Raw genomic sequence first — 22,884 nt, 5'->3', positions numbered from 1 at the left:
CCGGCGGTGATCAGCAGCCCGCCGGCCCGCAGGCGCGCAGGTCGTAGAGGTACGACCGGCCCGCCTTCCAGCTCCGCCACGCGGTCAGCGGGGGCAGCGCCGCGTGGGCCGCGCCGGACGGGAGGGGCCAGCTGTTGGCGACGCCGTCCGCGTCGCAGGTGCACCAGCCGCGGTCGGGGAGCCGGCACAGCCACAGGTCGAGGTCGACGCGTCGGTAGCACGGGTTGCCGTTGCGGGTACCGTCCGGCTGGAAGTGGTAGGTCAGGCCGTCGAGGCGGCGGACGAAGGCGAGGGACACGGCAACAGCGTACGCTGTCCCGAGCATGCCATCTGGGGGGAGGGAACGCGATGGGGACCGCGCTCGCCGTCGGCTCGGGGGTCTTCTGGACCGTCACCTACGTGCTGATCATCCGGGTCGGGCTGCGCGACCGCAGTTACGGGATGCCACTGGTCGCGCTGGGGGCCAACCTCTCCTGGGAGTTCATCTTCAGCTTCGTCCGGCCGCACGACGGTGTGCAGCACGTGATCGACCTGGTCTGGCTCGCCCTGGACTGCGGCATCCTGTGGACCGTACTGCGGTTCGGCCCGCGCGAGTTCCGGTGGCTGTCACGCCGGGCCTTCCCGGCCCTGGCCGCCGGTACGATCGGGCTGAGCTACCTGGGCGTTGACGCGGTCTGCCGCCAGTTCGACGCCGGGGCGGGGACGTTCGCCGCGTTCGGCCAGAACCTGATGATGTCCGGCCTCTTCCTCGGCATGCTGCTCACCCGGCGCTCCACCCGCGGGCAGTCGCTCGGGATCGCCGTCTGCAAGCTGGTCGGCACGGCGCTGGCCTCGGCCGACACCTGGCTCGGCCGGGCGGACGAGCCGCTGCACCACGGGCCGCTGCTCCCCTACCTGTTCGTCAGCATCCTGCTGCTCGACCTGGCCTACGCCCTCGCGCTCGCCGCCGTCGGGCGCGCGGAGACGGCCGACCGCTAGGGCGGTCAACCCTGGTCGGTGGCCGTCCAGTTGCCAGTGCGCGGGTCCTTGCTGATCTCGCAGGACGCGATGTCGTAGCCGCCCGAGGCGGTGGCCTGCGAGATCACCTGGCCGTCCACCTCCAACTGGCAACTGACCGCGCCGCCGCCCTGGAGCTGGGCGGAGATCGCGTAGTAGCTGGGGTTGCCGAGCGGCTGGGTCACGCTCATCGGTGCGTGACCCTGCACCTGGGAGCCGGCCGGACCGTACTGGACGGCCGCGCCACCGGCCCCGGTGACGACGTAGGTGAGTGTGTGGCGCGCGCTGGAGGTCGGCGACGACTGCCGGGCGGGGGCCCTCGGGCGGCCGGTGCCGCCCTTGCCGCTGACGGCCACGGCAGCACCGGCCAGGGCGGCGAGCAGCACGACGGCGGCCGCGCATCCGAGCCGTCGTCCCCGCCGCCCGGTGGCCTTCTTCCGGTGGGACGTCGGCGGCCGCGACGCCGGCGGCCGTGCGGGAGTCCCCCAGCTGGCCCGCCGCCGCGGGTCCGGTGTCGCCATCGCACTGCTCCTGCTACTCGCGCGCTCGCCTGCTCGGACAGCGGCAGCGTGGCAGGGCAACATGACAAACGGTCAGCTGTTTGCCGAGTCGTTACGCGTCGGCGGGTGGAGGGGAGAGCCGGTGCTGCGCGCCCCCTCGGTCGCCGGGCGGCTCAACTCGACGCCACACGCGCGGAGTTCCTCCGCTTGTGCGGCGAAACGGTCGAACATGCCACCACCCTGACGCCGCCGGAGGTGGAGCATGGGCGAGTCGTGGCCGACCAGCCGCGCGAGGTGAGGGGTCACGAGCACGTCGGCGTCGAAGCGGAAGACGGACAGGCCGACGTGGTTGGTCGCGTCCGCGGGCGAACTGTGACGCACCTCCACCCCGGGAACGTCCCGCAGCTTGGCGAGATTCTCCAGGGTGATCCGGATCCGGGTGGAGACCGTGAGGGCCACCTCCTCGACCGCCTCCCGCTGCCGGGCGACCTCACCGTCCGGGTCCCCGAGCAGGAACATCCTGCCGCACCCGCCAATCGAGATCTATCCCTGTAGTACTAGATCAACGCATCTAGGCAAGTTGCCTACTTGCACTCTGCCTACCAGGAGAGTCATGCCACCTACCGTAGGCAAGCCGCTACCGAAAGCATCGATACCGCTTGACTGTGGGCCTTCGCGTAGTCGCTCCTGCGACAGAGCTGTCGTGCCCCAAGCGCATCTCAACAGACGTCCACCTGAAGGGTGGCTGCACCATGTCCGAAATGATCGGGAGATCCCCCTCCCCCGCCGACACCCACGACTGCTGGCTGCCCTACAGCCGGCGGGCGCCGGGTTTGGCGCGGCGGGCGTTACGCGGGTGGTCCGGGAGCATGCCCGGGTGAACGGTTCGTACGAGTGGGCGAGTTGCTGGTCAGCGAGTTGGTGACCCATGCCGTGCTGCACGGTCGGGTGCGGGGGCGGCTGCTGTGCGCACGGTTTGAACTCAAGGGCGAGCGGCTGCGTATTGAGGTGCACGACGCCCGTGAGGAGCGTTGGCCGCAGCGGGGCGGCGGTGCCTGGGAGGCCGAGGGCGGACGGGGGTTGGTGCTGGTGGAGGCGCTGGCGGTCGGGTGGGGTGCCGGGGCTCGGACGGGCGGGGTCGGCAAGGTGGTGTGGTGCGGGTGCGCCCCGGGGGTGGGCGGGTGATCGGCGCGGTGACGGTGGAGCTGACCGGGATCACCGAGCCCGCGAGCTTCGCGCGGATGGGCGACGCGCTCGCCGCGCTCTGGGCGGCGATGCGAGTGCTGGCGCTGGACGAGAGCACCTACCGGGCGTACGAGTACTTCCTCACCCGGCCGGACGCCGTGGAGCGGGCGGCGGAATTCCTGGAGCGGGACGGCAGCCTCACGCTGACGTTCGAAGTGGCGGGCCGGGTGCACCTGTTGCGGATGCACCCGGCCCGAGGGGTGTAGCGGAGGCGTCACCCCAGGTTCAGCCGGGCCGCCAGGCGCAGCAGCCCCGGTGAGAGTCGGCCGAGCAGCCGGGCCACCTTGGCCTCCACCGTCACCGGGACCACCGCCTTGCCGGTGCGGACCGCCCGGACGATCTCGGCGGCGACCTTCTCCGGCGGGAAGCCCCGGCGGGCGTACAGCCGGGCGGCCCGGGCCTGCTTGGCGGCCTGCTGGTCGGCCGAGAGGCCGGAGAAGGTCGCGGTGCGGGTGATGTTGGTGTTGACGATGCCGGGGCAGATGGCACTCACCCCGATGCCCTGTGGGGCGAGTTCGGCGCGCAGGCAGTCGGAGAGCATCAGCACCGCCGCCTTGCTGGTGGCGTAGGCGGCCAGCATCTTGGACGGCAGGTAGCCGGCGGCCGAGGCCAGGTTGACGATGTGCCCGCCCTGGCCGCGCTCGGCCATCAGCGTGCCGAAGGCCCGGCAGCCGTGGATCACGCCCCACAGGTTGACGTCCAGGACCAGCTGCCACTCCTTCTCGGTGGTCCGCAGGAAGGTCCCCGAGTGCCCGATGCCGGCGTTGTTGACCAGCACGTCCGGCACGCCGTGGGTGGCGGCCACGGTGTGCGCCCAGTCGTCCACGGCCGCGCCGTCGCTCACGTCGACCAGGTACGCGTGCCCCGATCCGCCCACCAGGGCGACGAGTTCGACGGTCCGCTCGGCCGCCGCGAGGTCGAGGTCGCCGACCACCACCCGGGCACCCTGCTCGCCGAAGGCCAGCGCGGTGGCCCGCCCGATCCCGCTGCCGCCGCCGGTGATCACCACCAACCGGCGGCTCGCGTCCGACGGTTCACCCGAGGCCAGACGTCCGGTGAACTCCCGTACCAGCCCGGCGACTTGATCGCCACGCTCCAACAGGGCGGACCAGTGCGTGGCGTTCAGCTCGCGCCGGGTGAGGTGCGGTGCCCAGCGCTCCAACCCCTCGGAGAGGAACGGCGCGACGTAGTGGTCCCGGCGCAGGGTGATCAGCTGCACCGGCACCCTCGTCGGCCGCTCGCGCGGGGCGCGCAGCCGGGGACGCATGTTAGCGCGGTACAACTCGATCCCCCGCACGGCGTCCTGACGCAGCGTCCGCTGCGGGTGCCCGGGTCGCGGGGTGACCGCCTCCAGGTCGCGCAGCACCCGCGGCCAGGCCCGGGCCAGCCAGAGCCGCCAGGTGGCCGGGGCCAGCACCGGCAGGTGGAAGGCGGTGATGTACCAGGAGTGCGCTCCCTGGGCGAGCAGTTGGCGCAGGTGCCGCGGGGTGGGCCGGCGCAGCCGGTGCCGGATCCAGTAGCCCATGTGGTCCAGGCAGGGCCCGGAGATCGTGGTGTACGAGGCGATCTGCCGCTCGGCGTCGGGTTCGGTGACCGCCTCCCAGGACTGCAGGGAACCCCAGTCGTGCGCGACCACGTGCACCGGACGGTCCGGGCTGACCGCGTCGGCGACCGCGAACAGGTCCGCGGCCAGCAGCTCCAGCCGATAGCCGTCGCGGCCGTCCGGCACCCCGGACTCACCCGCTCCGCGCACGTCGTAGCGGACCACGTGGTGGTCGGCGGCCAGGTCGGCCGCGACGTCGTCCCAGACCCGATGGGTGTCGGGGTACCCGTGCACCAGCAGCACGGTGGGCGCCTCGGGATCGCCCTGTGCGAAGACGGCGAGCGCGACGCCCGCCGAGTGCACGGTGCTCCGCCGGGTCGCGGGCGGCGGCGTCGGGCTGATCGGCGTCATGGGGCTCATCGGGCGGCCTCCTCAAGCCTGGTCCAGCGCCGCACGTGCGGCAGGTCGTCGTCCAGCCAGTAGGCGTCGTCCTCGGTCACCACGAGGAGCTCCTCGAACTTGATGCCCACCTCACGGAATCCGATGTGCGGTTCGACCGCCCACAGGCCCGGGGTGGGCGCGTGCCGGGACGCCCGACCGTCCGCCCAGAGCGGCGAACGCCCGTGCAGGCGCTCGCTGACGAGCTCGCGGCCGAGGGTCTGCAGGGTGCGCAGCCCGAAGCCGAACAGGTTGACCCCGACCGGAGCCCGGCTGGTGTTGCGGGTCACCTGGTGACCGATCACCCGGCCAGGGTAGACCTGGTGGCGGTTGTCGTAACCGTGCGCGGCGATCTGCGCGTCGACCGCCGCGTAGACCTCGTCCAGCGGCTTGCGGGCCCGCACCTCGCGCAGGATCAGCTCTCGGTAGACCCGCAGGTCGCGGGCGAGCCGGTCCCAGACCGGGTTGTCGCCGACCTTGCCGCCGTAGCCGATGTCGGCGGTGTAGCCGTCCACCACCGGCGCGCAGTCCAACACGTACGGCATGCCCTCGCGCAGCACCCGGCCGCCGGCGAAGAACTGCAGCGGGGTGTGGAAGTGTCGGAACGCGGTGCGGTCGCCGAACCAGGCGAACGGCACGTGGAAGAAGTCCCGCACCCCGGCGGCCACCAGGAGGTGGCGCAGCCGTGCGGTGGCCTGCCGCTCGGTGACGCCGGGCTCGATCCAGGCGGCGACCTGCTCGGCGCAGTGGTAGGCGAGTTGCTGGACCTCACGGAAGCGATCGAGGTCCCGCGCGGTGTAGCGGAACGACGGTGGTCGGCTCACGGTTCAGACCTCCAGGACCAGGGTGTCGCCCTCGGCGGCCCGTGAGACGCAGGGCAGCAGGGCGCCGGCGGCCCGCTCCTCGGCGGTCAGCCGGCGGTCGCGGTGCTCGGGGGTGCCGGCGGCCACGCTGACCTGGCAGGTGCCGCAGAAGCCCTGGCGGCAGGAGTACGGCAGGTCGGGGCGGCCCTCGCGCAGCACGTCCAGCGCGGAGCGGTCCGCGGGGACCGGCAACACCGGTCCTCCGGTGCCCAGTTGAACGCTGAACGGGCGACCGTCGGTGATCGGCGCGGCGCCGAACCGCTCGAAGTGCAGGGCGGTGGCCGGCGATCCGTCCAGCGCCCGCTGCACGGCGGCCAGCATCGGGGCCGGGCCGCAGCAGTAGACCGCGGCGCCGGGGCGGGCCGGGGCCAGCAGCTCGGCAACGGTGGGCATCCGGCCGGTGAGCAGGGTGAGCCGGTCGGGGGCCAGGGCACGCAGCTCGTCGAGGTAGGGCATCGACCCGGAGCTCCGCCCGGCGTACACCAAGTGCCAGTCCAGTCCGCGCCGTTCGGCCTCCCGGGCGATCGGCAGCAGCGGGGTGACGCCGATCCCGCCGGCCACCAGGAGCGGCACCGGCTCGCCGCAGAAGGCGAAGCCGTTGCGCGGCCGGCGGACCGTCAGTCGGGCACCGACGTGCAACTCCTCGTGGATCTCCACCGATCCACCGCCTCCGTCGGCGATCCGGCGCACCGCGATCCGGTAGGTGTCGCGGTCGGCCGGGTCGCCGCAGAGCGAGTAGTGCCGCTCGCGGCCGGAGGGCAGGGTGAGCCGCAGGTGGGCGCCGGGCTGCCAGCCGGGCAGCGGGCCACCGGCGGGATCGGCGAGCAGCAACTCGACGACTTCATCGGCGACTTGCCGGTGCGCGCGGACCACCAGGCAGAGCGGCGGAGTGGGCCGGGCGGCCGGGCGGCGCGGGTTGCGGCGCAGCCCCGGAGAACCCAGCGCGGGGCTGTAGTGCCGGTCGAAGGCGGTCAGGCCGCGCAGGAAGCGGTCGGCGCGCGGACGCCCGTAGAGGTCGGGCGGCGGAGTGCTGAGGTCGTGCGTGCTGGTGCGCCCGAAGGCGGCACTGCGGGCGGGGGCCATCGGCCCGGTCGGGCCGTGCTCCTCGGTCGGGGTGTGGTCCATGCGGCGGTGCTCCGGAACTCAGCGGGCGGCGGCGCGGGCGGCCGGCGAGGTGGCGAGGTAGCTCAGGGCCTGGGCGCTGGAGCCCTCCTGGGTGGGGTGGTAGCCCGGCTTCAGGTAGCGCAGCCCGGAGCGGATCGACTGCACCGGGTCGGGCAGCAGGCCACGCCGCGCCGCATCCTGTGCCTGTCGCCAACTGGGCCGGATCCGGCCGCGCAGGCTCGGATCGTGCGCCAGCAGGTAGCGCACCCCACGGATCCACAGGTGCACCAGCAGCGGCCCGGAGACCAGCATGCCGCGGATCCGGCGCGGGTAGCCCGGGTCCAGGTGAACCATCAGGTCGAAGGCCACGCTGCGGTGTTCCACCTCCTCGGCGCCGTGCCAGCGCAGCAGGTCGACCATGGTCGGGTCGGCGTGCGCCCGGTCCAGGCCCGGCGAGTTGAGCGCCCAGTTGCCGAGGAAGGCGGTGAAGTGCTCGATCGCGGCGACGAAGGCGACTCGCTCGATGACGGTCTCACGCCGCTGCCGCGCGTTGAAGTGCGGCTTCTCGCCGAGGATCCGTTGGAACAGCCAGGCGATCTGCCGGACGTAGGGCCGCGGGTCGAGGCCCTGTGCCAGCAGGTGGTCCAGCACCTCCTGGTGCGCCTCGGCGTGGATCGACTCCTGGCCGATGAAACCGAGCACCTCCTCGCGCAGCTTGTCGTCGGTGATCAGCGGCAGGGCCTCCTTGAAGACCCGGATGAACCAGCGCTCACCCTCAGGGAGCAGCAGGTGCAGCACGTTGATGGTGTGGGTGGCGAACGGTTCGTCCGGGATCCAGTGCAGCGGCAGCTCGGTCCAGTCGAACGCCACGTCGCGGGGTTCCAGCACGAGGTCGTGGTGCACCTCGGGGGCTGTGGGGCGGACGGGGCCTCTGGTTCGGGGCATGGGAGGGCCTCCTGACCTGCGGGGGTGGCGGCAGCACTTCAAACTACTGGCGGGTACCGCAGCTCACAAGGGGTTCGGCCATTGTTATCGACGGCGAGTCTAATAACGCTCGCGAGGGGCGCCGGAACGCCGAAGGGCCCGCGCGCAGGCACGGGCCCTTCGGTGGGGACACGGATCGAGCACTACACCGCCATCGCCAGCATCAGTGGCGCCGCCCGCTCGGCCAGCAGCTCGGACGCGGCCCGCAGCCGGTGCGCGTTGTCCAGCGGGAGCGACATCGCCAGGCAGCCCACCGTGCTCCCGGCCGTCACGGGGACGGCGGCGCAGACCGTGCCGAGGGCGTACTCCTGCAGGTCGAGGGTGGGGACGGTGGCCGGCTGGCGCTCCAGCCGGTGCATCAACTGCTCGGCGTCGGTGATGGTGCGCGAGGTGAGCCGGGCGATCGGGTGCCGGGAGAGGTGGTCCAGCCGGCCCTCGTGGTCGAGTTGGCTGAGCAGGCACTTGCCCAGCGCGCTGGCGTGCGCGGTGGCCCGGAAGTCCACCCACTCGTGCACCGCCGGCGCGTGCTCCGCCGCGGCGACCGCCTCCACGCTCAACTCGCCGTCGTGGTAGCGCCCGAAGTACACGGCGGCGCCCAACTCGTCACGCAGCTCGGTGAGTTTGTGGTGCAGCCGGATCCGGATCAGCTGCTCGCGGTTCTGCTGCCCGAGCATCGCGAAGACCCCGCCCAGCAGCCAACCACCGTCCAGCGACTGCAGGTAGCCCTCGGCGGCGAGCACACCGACCAGCTCGCGGACCACCGGCCCGGGCAGCGCGGTCTCCCGCGCCAGGTCGGCCAGGCTGGCACCGTACGGGTGCCGATCCACCGCCTCGAGCACCCGCAGTGCCCACCGCAGGGAGCCATGCGGACCCGCCGCGTCGTGGTCAAGCATGGCCGGACGACCGTGGCTCTGTGCCGGCATGGCCTCCCCTTCCGCTCCCCTGTACCATCCCTCAGCCTATCCGGGGTCAGGCCCGCGCAAGCCCCGCTCATCCCAGATTCCCGCAGGTGACAGGTATTGGCCGATTGGCATATGCGAGGCGGCCGGAAAGCGGCGCGAAGCGGGGAACGGCAGCACGTCGGCCCCTCCCCCACGGTCCTGGGGGAGGGGGAGGGGGAGGGGCCGGCGGCCGGGCACCCGGAGCGCAGCGGGCGCCCCGAGGTGGTGTGCCCGGCGAGTCAGCCGATCTGAACGAGCATCAGCCCTCGTCGCCCGCACGGAGCTTGTTGACGGCTATCTCCAGGCGCGCACCGTACTCCTCGTCGGCGGCGTGGAAGTGGGCGAGGTTCTTCGCCACGACGTCGTCCCGGCTGACCTGGGCCAGGAACCCCGCCAGGTTGCCGATCAGCCGGCTCTTCTCGTCCTCGGACATCAGCCGGTACAGCTCACCCGCCTGGAAGAAGTCGTCGTCCTTGGTGTGGGCCGGGGTGGTGTAGCTGCCGGTGTGGCCGTTCAGCGCGACCGGCGCGGCCAGCGCGCTGTCGGTCTGACGCGGGCCGTCGTACGAGTTGGGCTCGTAGTTCTTGCCGCGGCCGGACTTGTTGACGGCCGAGAAGCCGTCGCGGCCGTAGTTGTTCGCCTCGGTCGCCTTCGGGGCGTTGACCGCGAGCAGCGTGTGGTTCACGCCGAGCCGGTAGCGCTGGGCGTCCGCGTAGGCGAAGAGCCGGCCCTGGAGCATCTTGTCCGGGGACGGGCCGATGCCCGGCACGAAGTTGTTCGGCGAGAAGGCGGCCTGCTCGACCTCGGCGAAGACGTTCTCCGGGTTCCGGTTGAGCACCAGCCGGCCGACCTTGATCAGCGGGTAGTCGGCGTGCGGCCAGACCTTGGTGAGGTCGAACGGGTTGAAGCGGTAGTCGGCCGCCTCGGCCACCGGCATGATCTGCACGTACAGGGTCCAGGACGGGAACACCCCGCGCTCGATCGCCTGGTGCAGGTCGCGCTGGTGGCTGTCGGCGTCGCCGCCGACCACCTCGGCGGCCTGCGCCGCGTCGAGCGAGCGGACGCCCTGGTTGGTCTTGAAGTGGTACTTGACCCAGAACGCCTCGCCCGACTCGTTGACCCACTGGTAGGTGTGCGAGCCGTAGCCGTTCATGTGCCGGTACGAGGCCGGGATGCCGCGGTCGCCGAAGAGCCAGGTGATCTGGTGGGTGGCCTCGGGGGCGTGCGCCCAGAAGTCCCACACGTTGTCGGCCTCGGTGATGCCGGTGAACGGGTCGCGCTTCTGCGAGTGGATGAAGTCGGGGAACTTCAGCGGGTCCTTGATGAAGAACACCGGGGTGTTGTTGCCGACCAGGTCGTAGTTGCCCTCGGCGGTGTAGAACTTCAGCGCGAAGCCGCGCGGGTCGCGGACCGCGTCGTTGGCGCCGAGGTTGCCCGCCACGGTGGAGAACCGCAGGAAGACCTCGGTGCGCCTGCCCACCTCGGCGAGGAAGTCCGCCCGGGTGTACCGCGACACCTCGTCGGTCACCTCGAAGTAGCCGTAGGCACCGGAGCCACGGGCGTGCACCACGCGCTCCGGGATGCGCTCGCGGTTGAAGCGGGCGAGCTTCTCCAGCAGTTGCTGGTCCTGGATGAGCAGCGGGCCGTACTCGCCGGCCGAGGCCGAGTTCTGGTTGTCGGCGACGGGCGCGCCGGACTCGGTGGTCAGGATCTTGGGCATGGCGGTCCTTCGGAAGAGGGGCGGTGCGTGGTGAAGAGGGATCAGACGCCCAGCAGGCGCCAGATCGCGGCGACCCGGCGGGAGGTCTCGGTGCCGTCCGGCCCGTCGGCCGGCCGCAGCGCCGCGAGGGCGGCGGTGACGTCGGCCGGGGTGGCCAGCGGGCGGGCGGCGACCAGTGTGATGGCCTCGGCGCCGGTCAGGCCGGCGTCGGCGAGCGCCTGCGCGGCCTCGGTGGCGGGCAGCGCGTTGAACCAGCGCAGCGCGAGGGCGGCGCGGCCGGCCTCGGTGAGCCGGCCGGTGAGCCGCAGCCGGGCCAGGCCACCGTCCGGGTACACGTTGATCCGTACGTGGGTCACCGGGCGGCCCACGTCGAGGCGCAGCCGGTGGCGGGTGTCGGGCTGCAGGCGGGTACGCGGCAGGATCTCGAACCAACCGGCGGCATCGTCCTCCGGACGGCAGCCACCGGATCCACCACCCGCCGAGGCGTCGTAGCCCACCAGGTCGGCCCAGCCGGGGGCGTTGGCGACGAAGTGGGTGGTGTCCACCTCGACGGCCAGCACCTCGCCGCCCCCGGCCAGGGCGATCCGCACCCAGTCGTTGGCCTTGTCGCGCCGACGCCGGGTCTCCCAGCCCTCGCCCATGACGGAGGCGCGGCCGGGAGCGTTCAGGTTGTGCGGGGAGGAGAAGTAACGGTCCGAGGCGGCCTCGGCGACCCCGCCGTACTCCTGGGCGGCCAGGTCGAAGGTCAGGCCGTCCAGGTCACGGGGGTCGGGCAGCACCTCGCCGTGCACCCGCAGCCGGGCGACACCGCCGTCGGGCCAGATGTTCAGCCGCACGTGGGTGTAGCGGGTGGGGTCGTTGACCTCGAACGCGTGGGCGGTGTCGCCCTGCAGCGGGCTGCGCGACACGATGTCGGTCCACTCGGCCGCGGCCAGCTCCTCGACCGAGGGGATGCCGGGTATCGAGGCGGCCTGCACGGAGGCACTCTCCGGGTAGTTGCCGGTGAAGTGCGCGGTGTCCACGATCACGCCGCGGATCCGGCCGGCCACCCCGAGCCGGACGACCGCCCAGTCGTGGTCCTGGTCGGTCGGGTGCGGCTGCTCGGCCGAGGCGCCGCGCCGGCGCCGGCTCTCCCAGCCGTCCATGATCTGGCCCTTGTGGCCGAAGGTGTGCGGACGGAACTCGGCGTCCTTGGCGACCAGCAGGTTCTCCGCGTCGGCGAAGGTGTCCTCGTTGGTGGCCACCACGCCGGCGCCGAGCAGCCGGGAGGCCAGGTTGACCAGCTCGGTGAAGGGAGCGGCCGGGGTCTGACGGGTACTCATCTCGCTCCTCAGCGGGTACGAAGGATCTGCCGGCCGAAGGGCTCGGCGTGCACGTCCACCACCCGGCCGCGCAACCAGGTGGTCCGGACGACGCCGGTCAGGGTCTTGCCCGCGTACGGGGTGACCGGGTTGCGGTGGTGCAACTCGTCGGCGACGACGGCGAATTCGGCGTCCGGGTCGAAGGCCACCAGGTCGGCGTCGCGGCCGACCGCGATCGCGCCCTTGCCGCCCTCCAGGCCGACCAGTGCGGCCGGCCCGGCGGACATCCAGCGCACCACGTCGGTGAGTTGGTGGCCGCGCCGGCGGGCCTCGGTCCAGATCGCCGGCAGGCCCAGCTGCAGCGAGGCGATCCCGCCCCAGGCGGCGGCGAAGTCGCCGCTGCCGCCGAAACGTTTCAGCAGCTTGAGGTCCGGGGTGGACGGCGAGTGGTCGGAGACGATCGCGATGAACTCGCCGGCCGCCAGCGCGGCCCAGAGCAGGTCACGGTTGGACTCGTCGCGGATCGGCGGGCAGCACTTGAAGGCGGTGTCGCCGTCCGGCACCTCCTCGGCGGCCAGCGTCAGGTAGTGCGGGCAGGTCTCGGCGGTCACCCGCACGCCGTCGGCCCGGGCCTGGGCCAGCAGCGGCAGCACCGCGGCCGAGGAGACGTGCAGGATGTGCACCCGGGCGCCGGTCCGCCGCGCGGTGTCCAGCAGCCGGGCCACCGCGGCCGCCTCGGCGTCGTCGGGCCGGGAGGCCAGGAAGTCGCGGTAGTGCACGCCGGGTTGCTGCGGAGCCGCGGCCAGCACGGCCGGGTCCTCGGCGTGGATGATCGCCAGCGCGCCGATCCGGGCCTGCTCGGCCAGCGCCTTCTCCAGGTCGGCCTGTTCGACGTGCGGGAACTCGTCCACGCCGGACGGCGCGAGGAAGCTCTTGAAGCCGAACACCCCGGCCCGGTGCAGGGGTTCGAGCTCGTCGGCGTTGCCGGGCACGGCGCCGCCCCAGAAGCCGAGGTCGACCCAGGCCTGGCCCTCGGCGGTCTTCCGCTTGACCGCCAGGCCCTCCACCGTGGTGGTGGGCGGGATCGAGTTGAGCGGCATGTCGATCACCGTGGTGACACCGCCGGCCGCGGCGGCCCGGGTGGCGGTGGCGAAGCCCTCCCACTCGGTCCGGCCCGGCTCGTTGACGTGCACGTGGGTGTCGACCAGGCCGGGCAACAGCGCGCTGTCGCCGAGGTCGGTGAGGGTGGCGTCCGCCACGAGCAGCGAGCCGTGGGCGGCGATCCGCTCGATCCGGCCGTCCCGGATCAGCAGGTCCGCGGGGCGCTCGCCGTCCGGGAGGACCACGCGGCGGGAACGGATCACCGCGGTCGCCTGGGGTGTCACGCTGCGCGGCATCAAGACCTCCGGACTGAGGTGAAGTAGCGGTGGCTCGGAGCCTAGGGCCGCCTTCAACAAAACGTCAATGTAGGAAAGTACGACAGGATCGGACGGGACTGGGAGGTGAACTCCCGGTCCTCAACGGGCCGCCAGCAGCTCCGCGGCCAACCGCTCCCCCGCGACCTCGGCCAGCTCGGCGGCCTTCGTCAGGCTGTCACCGGGCTGCTCGGCCAGGTCGGTCAGGGCGTACGCGGCGACGAAACCCGCGCCCCGCCACTCACCCTCCGACAGTTCGAGCCGCCCTGCCACTGCGGCCACCGGAACCCCCGCCCCGGTGGCCGCCGCGGCGACGCCGGCGGGGGCCTTGCCATGGAGCGTCTGCGCGTCCAGGCACCCCTCACCGGTCACGACCAGGCGTGCCCCACGCACGGCCGCGTCGAAACCCAGCAGCTCGAGCAGCAGCTCGATGCCGGGCCGCATGGTGGCGCCGAGCAGGGCCAGGGCGGCGAAGCCGACCCCGCCCGCCGCTCCGGCACCGGGGGCGTCGCGGACGTCCCGGCCGGTGATGTCCCGCACCGCGTCCGCCCAGCGGGTCAGACCGGCCTCCAGGACCTCCAGGTCCTCGCCCTCCGCGCCCTTCTGCGGACCGTAGACGGCGGTCGCGCCGCGCGGGCCCAGCAGCGGGTTGTCCACGTCACAGGCGACCACCACCTCCACCCCCGCCAGGGTGTCCGCCAGGGTGCCCGGGTCCAGGCGGTGCAGCCGGCGCAGGGCCGCACCGCCCGGGGGCAGTTCGACGCCGGCGGCGTCGTACAGCCCGACCCCGAGCGCCTGCACCATGCCGGCCCCGCCGTCGGTGCACGCGCTGCCGCCCAGACCCAGCACGACGCGCCCGGCGCCGAGCGAGACCGCGCGGGCGATCAACTGGCCGACCCCGTAGGAGGCCGCCGCGAGCGGCGCGGTCCGGCCGCCGGGGAGCCGGGCCAGGCCGGAGGACTGGGCCAGCTCGACCACGGCGGTGTCGTCCCGCAACGCGATCGCGGCGTCCACCGGCAGGCCGGTCGGGCCCGCCACCTTGACCGGGATCCGGGTGAACCCGGCCGCCAGCGCGGCGGCCAGGGTGCCCTCGCCGCCGTCGGCGACCGGCAGTTCGCGGACCTCCAGCTCGGGGCGGACCCGGCGGATCCCGGCGGCGAGGCGAGCGGCCACCTCGGCGCCCTCCAGGGTGCCCTTGAACTTGTCGGGAGCTACGACCACATGGCCCTGGGTGGGGATGGCGGGCATGGTGCTGGCCTCACTTCCGAGTCGAGCTGTTCCGGGTCGAGCTGGGCGACGTGCTCTCAATGGTGGGTCCCAGGGCGTGGGGATGCGACCCCCTCCCCGCCGTTCCTCCCGTCCCGCTTCCGACGTACGGGGGGCTCCCCTCGGCGAGGGAGGGGGCCGGGCGGCGCCCGCGCACGACCGAAGTGCGCTGCGCCGCCGGTCTGGCACGGCCGGTAGACAGGTGCTTGGGCCTCAGCCTGCCTACCGGCCGAAACTGCCCTCCTGGTGGCGCGGGCACGACCGGACAGGTACACGCCACCAGGAGGAGTTCAAGGGGTGCCGCGCACAGCGCGCCCGAACAAGGGCGGTGGCGGGTGGCGGATCCAAGGGGTGCCGCGCACAGCGCGCCCGAACAAGGGCGGTGGCGGGTGGCGGGTGGCGGGTGGGCTAGTCGACCACGCGGCCCGCGAGCCGCTCCACGCCGCGCAGCAGGGCCGAGTGGTCCAGCGAACCGTCACCGTTGGCCCGGGCCGAGGCGACCAGCTGGGCCACCACCGCGCCGAGCGGCAGCGGGGCCTCGACCGCGCGGGCGGCGGAGGTCACGATGCCCATGTCCTTGTGGTGCAGGTCGATCCGGAATCCCGGGGCGAACTCACGGCCGACCATGTTGGCCTTCTTGCGGTTCAGCACGGTCGAGCCGGCCAGGCCGCCCGCGAGCACGTCCAGCGCGGCAGGCAGGTCCACGCCCGCGTTCTCCAGGAAGACCACGGCCTCGGCCACGGCCTGGATGTTGATGGCCACGATCAGCTGGTTGGCGGCCTTCACGGTCTGACCGGCGCCGGCCGGGCCGACGTGGATGACCGTGGTGCCCAGCGCGTCGAAGAGCGGCTTGGCCTCGGCGAAGTCCACCGCCCCGCCCCCGACCATGATCGAGAGGACCGCCTCGACGGCACCGGCCTCGCCGCCGGAGACCGGCGCGTCCAGGGTGCGGACACCCCTCTCCTTGGCCGCGGCCTCCACCTTGATCGAGGTCTGCGGGGTGATCGAGGACATGTCGATCACCAGGGTGCCCGGCTCCACGTTCTCCAGCACACCGCCCTCACCGAGGATGACCTGCTCGACCTGCGGGTCGGCCGGGACCATGGTGATCACGACCTCGGCGTCCTTGACCGCGTCCGCGATGCTGGTCGCACCGTGACCGCCGGCCGCCACCAGGGCGTCGATCTGGGGCTGGGTGAGGTTGAAGCCGGTGACGTGGTGGCCGGCCTTGACCAGGTTGGCGGCCATCGGGCCGCCCATGATGCCGAGGCCGATAAAGGCGATCTTGCGGGAGGCGCTCATCGCGTCGCGTTCCTTCGTACGGGGGTGGGTGCGTGCGGGCAGGGGTGGGGAGGGGGTTACCGCGCGGCGCGCAGCTCGCGCGGCAGCCACTCGAAGCTCTCGGCGCTGACGCCGGAGGACGGGCGGTACTCCAGGCCGATCGGGCCGGTGTAGCCGGCCGCGGCGAGCCGCTCGAACAGGCCCTCGTAGTCCAGCTCGCCGGTGCCGGGCTCGTTGCGGCCGGGGAGGTCGGCGATCTGCACGTGGCCGATCCGGTCGGCGAAGCCGTCGATCACGGCGGCCAGGTCCTCGCCGTTCACCGACAGGTGGTAGAGGTCGCAGAGGAACCTGGCGTTGCCGAGGCCGGTGGCGGCGTTGACCCGGTCCACCACGTCCACCGCGGCCTGCGCGGTGAGCAGCGGGTAGTCCGGGGCGTCGACCTTGTTGAGCGTCTCGATCAGCAGCACGGCGCCGATCTCGTGCGCCGCGCGGGCCGCCAGGACGAGGTGCTCCAGGGCGAGCGCGTCCTGCTCGGCCGGGTCGGCCCCGGCGACCCGGTTGCCGTAGAGCGCGTTGAGCGCGCCGGCGCCGAGCGAGCCGGCCAGCACCGCGGCCACCGGGAGGTTGGCCCGGAAGCGCTCGCGCTCGGCCGGTACGGAGACGGTGCCCTTGGCGCCCACGGTCAGGTCGTCGAGGAAGTTGAGGCCGGTGAGCCGGACGCCGGCATCGGTGAAGGCCTTGCGGAGCGCGTCCAGCTCGGCCTCGGACGGGGTGGCCTCGGTCCCGAACGGCCACCACAGCTCGGCGGCGGTGAAGCCGGCTGCGGCGGCCGCGGCCGGGCGCTCCAGGAGCGGGAGCTCGCTGAACAGGATCGACAGGTTGACCGTGTAGCTGTGCTTGGCAGCGGCAGTCACGTCCATCACCTTTCACTCTTCCTCATCCGCAACTTCCACGATCCGGAAGAGGGATTCTGCTTGATGGAAGCATGGCACGGGCACCCAATGGGACGTCAAGGCCGTCGCAACAATTTGTTGAAGAGGCCGAAACCCGCCCCCCGCGTCGGCGACCGACTGTCCGATCGACCAGTCAGAACCGGCCAGACCCCCCACCCGCCCGCTCGCTACAGTGAGCAGGTGCGATTGATGGTGGAATTCACGACAGAACCGTTCGAACTGGTCAACTTCCCGGACCACGCCGTGGCGGCCCGCCGCGTGGTCGACGAGGCCGGCCTGACCGTCTCGGTCGGCCCGTTCGGCACCAGCGCCGAGGGCGAGGCCCAGCAGGTGCTCGCCGCGGTCGACCGACTGCTGCACGAGACCCTGGAGCACGGCGCGAGCCGGATCTCCGTCCAGGTCAGCGTGGTCCCCGAGTCCCCCGAAGGAGTGGGTACGCAGTGAGCGACGCCCTGGAACACCCGCTCACCGTGGCGATAAAGCCGCTGCTGGACGCCGTCGGCGCCACGGTCCTCGACCTGGACGCCGCCAAGCCGGACGATGTCGTGCTGCGCTGGGAGGACGAACCGGTCATGGCCGTCCGCCTGCCCCACCTGAGCAGCGCCCTGGACCGACTGCTGGCCGAGATGACCAGGCAGTTCGACGGCCGTCCGCTCGCCGAGCTGGACCGCCTGGAGAAGCAGCACGTGGTCGCCCTCCTGGAGGAGCGCGGCGCGTTCACCGTCCGGCACGGCGTCGAGACGGTCGCCTCGGCGCTCGGAGTCAGCCGGTTCACCGTGTACAACTACCTGAACCGCCAGGTCGAAGGCCCGAAGGCCGGCTGACCAGGCCAGTCTTGCCGACCGGACCGGGACGGCACACTTGGCGGATCGCACACGAAAGCGGCCGGCCGACGGCGGCGCTTCGAAACGTAACCACCAAGGGTTCAACAAAGTGTTGACGCCCGGGGGTGGTGGATCTAGCTTGTGCGGGTGGCACCACTCTTCAGGAGGTCCACCCGTGAGCAACCACCCCCACGCGTCCCCGGACGCCACCGGCGCCCTCTCGGCGCTGGCGGCGGCTCCGGCCGCCGAACTGGACGGCCTCCTCCTGGAGGTCTGCTCCAGCCCCCGCTGGGCGGCCACCGTAGCGGCCTCCCGCCCCTGGCCCGACCGGAACGTCCTGCTCGCCGCCAACGAGGCGGCGATGGCCGGGCTCACCACCGCCGACCTGGGGGACGCCATGGCCGGCCACGCCCGGATCGGCAAGCCCAAGTCGGGTGACGCCACCTCCGAGCGCGAGCAGGCCGGAATCCAGGGCGTGGACCCCACGCTCCTCGACGAACTGCACCGGGCCAACGCCGCCTACGAGGCGAAGTTCGGCCACGTGTTCCTGATCTGCGCCACCGGCCGCACCGCGGCCACCATGCTCGCCGCGCTGCGCGAGCGGTTCCCCAACGACGCGGCCACCGAGGCCGAGATCGTCCGCGGCGAGCTGCGCAAGATCAACGACATCCGGCTCAACCGACTGCTGGACGAGACCCTCGCCCAGCAGGTTCTCCGGAGAAGCTTTTTGACGATCCGTCAATCACGTTACCAGTAAGGTCTTCTCGCCATGACTGGCATCTCCACGCACGTGCTCGACACCAGCCGCGGCCGTCCCGCCGAGGGCGTCCCGGTCGAGCTCGCACTCAACACCGAGGGTGGCTGGCAGGTGCTCGGCACCTCCGCCACGGACTCCGACGGCCGGGTGAAGGACCTCCCGACCGTGGAGGCGGGCTCGGTCGTCCGGCTCCAGTTCGACACCGCGGCCTACTACGCGGGTTCGGACGAGGCGCCGTTCTTCCCCGAGGTCTCGATCGTCTTCACGGTCGCGCCCGCGCAGCACCACTACCACGTGCCGTTGCTGTTGAACCCCTTCGGATACTCCGTCTACCGCGGAAGCTAGGAACCAGGAGCCCGCCATGGCCCACGTGCTCGGTCAGAACCAGTACGGCAAGGCAGAGAACCGCATCGTCCGGGTGTACCGCGACAGCACCCGGCACGAGATCAAGGACCTGAACGTCTCGGTCGCCCTCTCCGGCGAGTTCGACGACGTCCACCTCACCGGCTCGAACGCCAACTGCCTGCCCACCGACACCATCAAGAACACCGTGTACGCCTTCGCGAAGGAGCACGGCATCGAGTCGGCCGAGGCCTTCGGCATCACGCTGGCCCGGCACTTCGTCGACAACACCCCGCCGGTGCACCGGGCCCGGATCCGGATCGAGGAGTACTCCTGGGATCGGATCAGGACCCCGGACGACACCTCGCGGTTCATCGGCTCGGAGGAGGTAGGCCACTCCTTCGTCCGCAACGGCGGTGAGGTCCGCACCTCCGAGATCGTCTACGACGGCAGCACCGTCCAGGTGATCTCCGGCCTCAAGGACCTGGTCGTGATGAACACCACCAACTCCGAGTTCTGGGGCTACATCAAGGACCGCTACACCACGTTGAAGGAGGCCTACGACCGGATCCTGGCCACCCAGGTGACGGCCCGTTGGGCCTACTCCTACCGCGGCCGGGAGGACGAGACCCAGCCCAACTGGAACCGCTCCTACAGCCACGTCCGCCGGCACCTGCTGGAGGCGTTCGCCGAGACCTACTCCTACTCGCTGCAGCAGACCCTGCACGCGATGGGCACCCGGGTTCTCAACAGCCGGGTGGAAGTTGACGAGGTCCGCCTCGAACTCCCCAACAAGCACCACTTCCTGGTCGACCTGGAGCCGTTCGGGCTGAAGAACGACAACGAGGTCTACTACGCCGCGGACCGGATGTACGGGCTGATCGAGGGCACCGTGCACCGCGAGGGCGTCGTCCCGGTCATCCCGGTCGCCTGACCGGGGAACCCCAGCCCGAGGGATCCTCGCTCCGCGGTCCCACCCTCGGGGGCCAGCAGTACCGACGGCGGTCCTCCCCCCGGACGGGCCTCCGCGGTCGGACGGCCCACCAGCCGGCCTCCCCGCCCGGCCGTCCGACCGTGAGGTCCACCCCGGGGCACCCCCCAAGCCCTCCCCCGCTCCCAGGAGTCAGCCATGGCAGTCCAGCCTCCCAACCCCGAGCAGCGGATCGTGATCGAGAACGTCGCGATCGCGACGGTCGACGCCGACGACACCGAGTACGCCCGCGGCCACGTGGTGGTCAAGGGCAATCTGATCGAGTCGGTCGGCAACGGCCCGGCCCCGCAGTGGCTGGACAACGTGGTGCGCCGGATCAACGGCGAGGGCCATCTGATCACCCCGGGGCTGGTCAACACCCACCACCACTTCTACCAGTGGATCACCCGCGGCCTGGCCCAGGACAACATCCTCTTCGACTGGCTGGTCGCGCTCTACCCGACCTGGGCCCGGATCGACGACCGGCTGGTGCACGCCGCCTCCCAGGGCTCGGCCGCCGCGCTGCTGAAGTCCGGCTGTACCACCGCCAGCGACCACCACTACGTCTTCCCGCGCGGCGGCGGCGACATCCTGGGCGCCTCGATCGAGGCGGTCCAGGAGCTCGGCCTGCGCTTCACCGCGCTACGCGGCTCGATGGACCGCGGCCAGAAGGACGGCGGCCTGCCGCCGGACCACGCGGTGGAGACCATCGAGGACATCCTGATCGCCTCCGAGGCGGCCGTGGACACGTGGCACGACCCCTCCTTCGGCTCGATGCTGCACGTCGCGATCGCGCCCTGTTCGCCCTTCTCGGTCAGCACCGAACTGCTGCGGGAGGCAGCGGTGTTGGCCCGCCGCAAGGGCGTCCGGCTGCACACCCACGGCTCCGAGACGGCCGAGGAGGAGCAGTTCTGCAAGGAGCTGTTCGGGATGGGCCCGACCGACTACTTCGAGTCCACCGGCTGGCTGGGCGAGGACGTCTGGATGGCGCACTGCGTCCACATGAACGACTCCGACATCGCCAAGTTCGCCGAGACCGGCACCGGTGTCGCGCACTGCCCGTCCTCCAACGCCCGCCTGGCGGCCGGCATCGCGCGGGTCCCGGACATGCTCGGGGCCGGCGTCCCGGTCGGCCTCGGGGTGGACGGCACCGCCTCCAACGAGTCCGGCGAACTGGGCACCGAGCTGCGCAACGCGCTGCTGATCAACCGGCTGCACGGCCGCCCCGACGCGCTCACCGCGCGCGGCGCGCTGCGCCTGGGCACCATGGGCGGTGCCCGGGTGCTGGGCCGTCAGGACGAGATCGGCTCGATCGAGGTGGGCAAGCTGGCCGACCTGGCGCTCTGGAAGGTCGACGGCATCATGCACTCGTCGATCGCCGACCCGGTCGCCGCGCTCACCATGGGCGCGCTGCCGCCGCTGGCGCTGCTGCTGGTCAACGGCAACGCGGTGGTCGAGAAGGGCAACCTGACCACCGTCAACGAGGACCGGATCGCGCAGAACTGCGCCCGGGCCGCCAAGGAGCTGGCCGCGCGGGGCTGAACCCCGGTCAACACGCTCCCCCACACGGGTGGCACGTCACGTGCCACCCTCCCCCAAGACTCCGGGCCGCCCAGGGACGGTGCGTGACCCGGACTCCGCCCCAGCCGGGGCGGACCGCGGCCCCGGACCCACGGCGAGGGTCCGGGGCTGCGGCGTTTCCCGTGGGTCGGCCACGTAGGTTACTGCTACTCGTATCTGATCGACAGCCGAGAGAGAGCACATGTCCACCAGCGGCTCGGGGGTCCTCGCCACCGCGCATCGCGGCCCCTCCCCACGGCTGCTCCTCGCCCCCCTGCGGCACCCCGTGGTCGCCGCGACCCTGCTGGCCGCCGCGCTGGGCCTGTTCTGGGCGCTGGCGCTCGCCAACGAGGCCGGCGACCTGGCCGCCCAGTACGCCTGGACCGACTTCACCAGGCAGCACCCGGACGCGGCGTACAACCTCTCCTGGTACGGCGGCATGCACACCGCCTCGTACAGCGTGCTCTCGCCCTATCTGATGGGCCTGCTGGGCGTGCGCACCACCGGGGTGCTGGCCGGCACGGTCTCCGCCGCGATCGGCGCCGACCTGCTGGTCCGCTCGGGGCTGCGCCGCCCGCTGTCGCCCGCGCTGTGGACCGCCTTCGCGCTCTGGTGCGACATCGCCTCCGGACGGGTGACCTTCGCGACCGGGGTGGTCTTCGGGCTGGCCGCCACCGCGCTGGTCCACCCGCGGGCCGTGTTGACGAGGTCCCGGGGGGCCGGGCTCTTCGCGCTGGCCGCGCTGGCCACCCTGGGCAGCCCAGTGGTCGGGCTGTTCCTGGAGGTGGTGGCCGCCGCGCTGTTCCTCCGGCGGCGGCGTGGCGAGGCGTGTCTGCTGGCCGGCGCGCCGGTGCTGGTGGTGGCCGGGACGTCGCTGCTCTTCCCGTTCTACGGGGTGCAGCCGTTCGACTGGTGGGCCGCGCTGCCGGTGGTCGCGGTGGCGCTGGCGGTGGCGCTGCTGGTGCCGCGCGAGTGGCGTGCGGTGCGCTCCGGTGCGCTGGTCTACGGGCTCGGCGTGGTACTGGTCTGGCTGGTGCCGTCGCCGGTGGGCAGCAACGTGGACCGGCTGTGGCTGCTCTTCGCCGGGACGGCGCTGCTGGCCGCCGCGTTGGAGCCACGCCTGGGGCTGCGGATCGGGCCGCACACGGTGGCCGCGGTCTTCCTCGCGACGGCCGGCTGGCTGGTCGTCAAGACCGCGGGTGACCTGGCCAGTACCGTCCCGGTGCAGGCCGCCACCCGGGACTACGGGCCGCTGGTCGCCGAGCTGCGCGCGCTCGGCGCGGACCGCGGCCGGGTCGAGGTGGTACCGATGCGCACGCACTGGGAGGCCGCCGCGCTGGCGCCGTACGTGGAGCTGGCCCGGGGCTGGAACCGGCAGGCCGACGTCAGCCGCAACCCGCTCTTCTACGTCGGCACCCTCACCCCGGACAGCTACCACGCCTGGCTGCTGCGCTGGAGCGTCGGCTACGTGGTGCTGCCCTCGGACACCCCGGACGACGCGGCGGTCACCGAGGCGGCCGTCGTCGCGTCGGATCCGTCCTGGCTTCACCCGGTCTGGCAGAACCGGAGCTGGCGGCTCTACCGGGTCACCGACGCCGCGCCGCTGGCCCAACCGCCGGCCACCGTGCAGCAGGCCGGGGCGGCCGCGCTGACCGTGCAGGTGCCGGATCCCGGCTCGGTGCTGCTGCGGGTGCCGTTCTCACCCTGGCTGGGGATCTCCGGCAGCGACGCGGACGGCGACGACGGCTGCCTGGCCCAGTCCGGCGACTGGACGGTGCTGCGCGCGCCGCACGCCCGGCCAGCAGCGGCAACACCTCGCCCTCCGAGGCCCGCACCGCCACCATCACCCCACCCGACGGCAACACCTGCATCAACCGCCCA

General features: G+C 72.5%; 23 protein-coding genes and 1 pseudogene. 10 read left to right on the top strand and 14 right to left on the bottom strand.

The window, feature by feature from the left end; all coding sequences use genetic code 11:
• Positions 1–10: 10 nt before the first annotated feature.
• Complete coding sequence (locus tag ACZ38L_RS31760) at positions 11–298, bottom strand: hypothetical protein (RefSeq protein WP_465699811.1); 288 nt, start codon at positions 296–298, stop codon at positions 11–13.
• A 50-nt stretch (positions 299–348) separates the two neighbouring features.
• Between ACZ38L_RS31760 and ACZ38L_RS31755 the strand changes: the two genes are divergently transcribed.
• Positions 349–978, top strand: a complete 630-nt coding sequence (locus ACZ38L_RS31755; protein ID WP_465699809.1) for a transmembrane-type terpene cyclase — start codon at positions 349–351, stop codon at positions 976–978.
• A 5-nt stretch (positions 979–983) separates the two neighbouring features.
• Here the strand turns inward: ACZ38L_RS31755 and ACZ38L_RS31750 are convergent, their stop codons facing one another.
• On the bottom strand, positions 984–1,517 hold the full coding sequence (locus ACZ38L_RS31750) for a hypothetical protein (RefSeq protein WP_465699807.1): 534 nt from the start codon (positions 1,515–1,517) through the stop codon (positions 984–986).
• Between the two features lie 72 nt (positions 1,518–1,589).
• Positions 1,590–2,027 (bottom strand): annotated as a pseudogene (locus tag ACZ38L_RS31745) (hypothetical protein); the annotation flags it as partial.
• Between the two features lie 363 nt (positions 2,028–2,390).
• On the opposite strand from ACZ38L_RS31745, the gene ACZ38L_RS31740 reads away from it, so the two are divergent.
• Together ACZ38L_RS31740 and ACZ38L_RS31735 are read left to right on the top strand one after the other, a co-directional pair.
• Positions 2,391–2,681 (top strand): ATP-binding protein, encoded by a 291-nt coding sequence (locus tag ACZ38L_RS31740; RefSeq protein WP_465699805.1) that lies wholly within the window; start codon positions 2,391–2,393, stop codon positions 2,679–2,681.
• Positions 2,651–2,947 carry a hypothetical protein gene (locus ACZ38L_RS31735; protein ID WP_465699803.1) on the top strand — a complete coding sequence of 99 codons (297 nt, stop codon included), beginning with the start codon at positions 2,651–2,653 and terminating at the stop codon, positions 2,945–2,947. Before ACZ38L_RS31740 ends, ACZ38L_RS31735 begins: the two co-directional genes overlap by 31 nt.
• 8 nt (positions 2,948–2,955) lie before the next feature.
• Here ACZ38L_RS31735 and ACZ38L_RS31730 read toward each other — a convergent pair whose 3' ends face one another.
• The 11 genes from ACZ38L_RS31730 to ACZ38L_RS31680 all read right to left on the bottom strand — a co-directional run bounded on the left by ACZ38L_RS31730 (position 2,956) and on the right by ACZ38L_RS31680 (position 16,517).
• Positions 2,956–4,704, bottom strand: coding sequence for an SDR family oxidoreductase (locus ACZ38L_RS31730; protein WP_465699800.1), 1,749 nt, complete (start codon positions 4,702–4,704; stop codon positions 2,956–2,958).
• On the bottom strand, positions 4,701–5,546 hold the full coding sequence (locus tag ACZ38L_RS31725; RefSeq protein WP_465699798.1) for a M24 family metallopeptidase: 846 nt from the start codon (positions 5,544–5,546) through the stop codon (positions 4,701–4,703). Before ACZ38L_RS31725 ends, ACZ38L_RS31730 begins: the two co-directional genes overlap by 4 nt.
• 3 nt (positions 5,547–5,549) lie before the next feature.
• Positions 5,550–6,710 (bottom strand): PDR/VanB family oxidoreductase, encoded by a 1,161-nt coding sequence (locus tag ACZ38L_RS31720; RefSeq protein WP_465699796.1) that lies wholly within the window; start codon positions 6,708–6,710, stop codon positions 5,550–5,552.
• Positions 6,711–6,728: 18 nt separating this feature from the next.
• The gene (locus ACZ38L_RS31715; protein ID WP_465699794.1) at positions 6,729–7,634 is read right to left on the bottom strand and encodes a metal-dependent hydrolase; all 906 of its coding nucleotides are present in this window, start codon (positions 7,632–7,634) and stop codon (positions 6,729–6,731) included.
• A 182-nt stretch (positions 7,635–7,816) separates the two neighbouring features.
• The gene (locus ACZ38L_RS31710) at positions 7,817–8,596 is read right to left on the bottom strand and encodes an IclR family transcriptional regulator (protein ID WP_465699792.1); all 780 of its coding nucleotides are present in this window, start codon (positions 8,594–8,596) and stop codon (positions 7,817–7,819) included.
• A gap of 277 nt (positions 8,597–8,873) precedes the next feature.
• Positions 8,874–10,334, bottom strand: a complete 1,461-nt coding sequence (locus ACZ38L_RS31705; protein WP_465699790.1) for a catalase — start codon at positions 10,332–10,334, stop codon at positions 8,874–8,876.
• A gap of 41 nt (positions 10,335–10,375) precedes the next feature.
• Complete coding sequence (gene alc / locus ACZ38L_RS31700; RefSeq protein WP_465699788.1) at positions 10,376–11,656, bottom strand: allantoicase; 1,281 nt, start codon at positions 11,654–11,656, stop codon at positions 10,376–10,378.
• Positions 11,657–11,664: 8 nt separating this feature from the next.
• Positions 11,665–13,032, bottom strand: coding sequence for an allantoinase AllB (allB, locus tag ACZ38L_RS31695; RefSeq protein WP_465699786.1), 1,368 nt, complete (start codon positions 13,030–13,032; stop codon positions 11,665–11,667).
• Between the two features lie 120 nt (positions 13,033–13,152).
• Entirely contained in the window at positions 13,153–14,298 is a 1,146-nt protein-coding gene (locus tag ACZ38L_RS31690) for a glycerate kinase (RefSeq protein WP_465699784.1), read from the bottom strand.
• Positions 14,299–14,724: 426 nt separating this feature from the next.
• Positions 14,725–15,618: a 2-hydroxy-3-oxopropionate reductase gene (locus ACZ38L_RS31685; protein ID WP_465699782.1), complete on the bottom strand. Its 894-nt coding sequence runs from the start codon at positions 15,616–15,618 to the stop codon at positions 14,725–14,727.
• A 56-nt stretch (positions 15,619–15,674) separates the two neighbouring features.
• Positions 15,675–16,517 (bottom strand): hydroxypyruvate isomerase family protein, encoded by an 843-nt coding sequence (locus ACZ38L_RS31680; RefSeq protein ID WP_465699824.1) that lies wholly within the window; start codon positions 16,515–16,517, stop codon positions 15,675–15,677.
• Positions 16,518–16,739: 222 nt separating this feature from the next.
• Here ACZ38L_RS31680 and ACZ38L_RS31675 point away from each other — a divergent pair, with 222 nt between their 5' ends.
• From ACZ38L_RS31675 to ACZ38L_RS31645, 7 genes are all read left to right on the top strand, one after another.
• Positions 16,740–16,994 (top strand): thiamine-binding protein, encoded by a 255-nt coding sequence (locus tag ACZ38L_RS31675; RefSeq protein ID WP_465699779.1) that lies wholly within the window; start codon positions 16,740–16,742, stop codon positions 16,992–16,994.
• Positions 16,991–17,374 carry a helix-turn-helix domain-containing protein gene (locus ACZ38L_RS31670; protein ID WP_465699776.1) on the top strand — a complete coding sequence of 128 codons (384 nt, stop codon included), beginning with the start codon at positions 16,991–16,993 and terminating at the stop codon, positions 17,372–17,374. The genes ACZ38L_RS31675 and ACZ38L_RS31670 overlap by 4 nt, the downstream gene beginning before the upstream one ends.
• A 175-nt stretch (positions 17,375–17,549) precedes the next feature.
• Positions 17,550–18,131: a 2-oxo-4-hydroxy-4-carboxy-5-ureidoimidazoline decarboxylase gene (gene uraD / locus ACZ38L_RS31665; protein WP_465699774.1), complete on the top strand. Its 582-nt coding sequence runs from the start codon at positions 17,550–17,552 to the stop codon at positions 18,129–18,131.
• A gap of 12 nt (positions 18,132–18,143) precedes the next feature.
• Positions 18,144–18,476: a hydroxyisourate hydrolase gene (gene uraH, locus ACZ38L_RS31660; protein WP_465699772.1), complete on the top strand. Its 333-nt coding sequence runs from the start codon at positions 18,144–18,146 to the stop codon at positions 18,474–18,476.
• A gap of 16 nt (positions 18,477–18,492) precedes the next feature.
• On the top strand, positions 18,493–19,407 hold the full coding sequence (gene pucL / locus ACZ38L_RS31655; RefSeq protein WP_465699770.1) for a factor-independent urate hydroxylase: 915 nt from the start codon (positions 18,493–18,495) through the stop codon (positions 19,405–19,407).
• A 195-nt stretch (positions 19,408–19,602) separates the two neighbouring features.
• Positions 19,603–20,985 carry an 8-oxoguanine deaminase gene (locus ACZ38L_RS31650; RefSeq protein ID WP_465699768.1) on the top strand — a complete coding sequence of 461 codons (1,383 nt, stop codon included), beginning with the start codon at positions 19,603–19,605 and terminating at the stop codon, positions 20,983–20,985.
• Positions 20,986–21,205: 220 nt separating this feature from the next.
• The coding region (locus ACZ38L_RS31645; RefSeq protein ID WP_465699766.1) for an MFS transporter at positions 21,206–22,884 on the top strand (1,679 nt) is incomplete at its 3' end.

The organism is Kitasatospora sp. NPDC024654 (genome assembly GCF_055559155.1).
The sequence above is the reverse complement of the archived record's forward strand: the minus strand, read 5'-3'. Positions and strand labels throughout refer to the sequence as shown.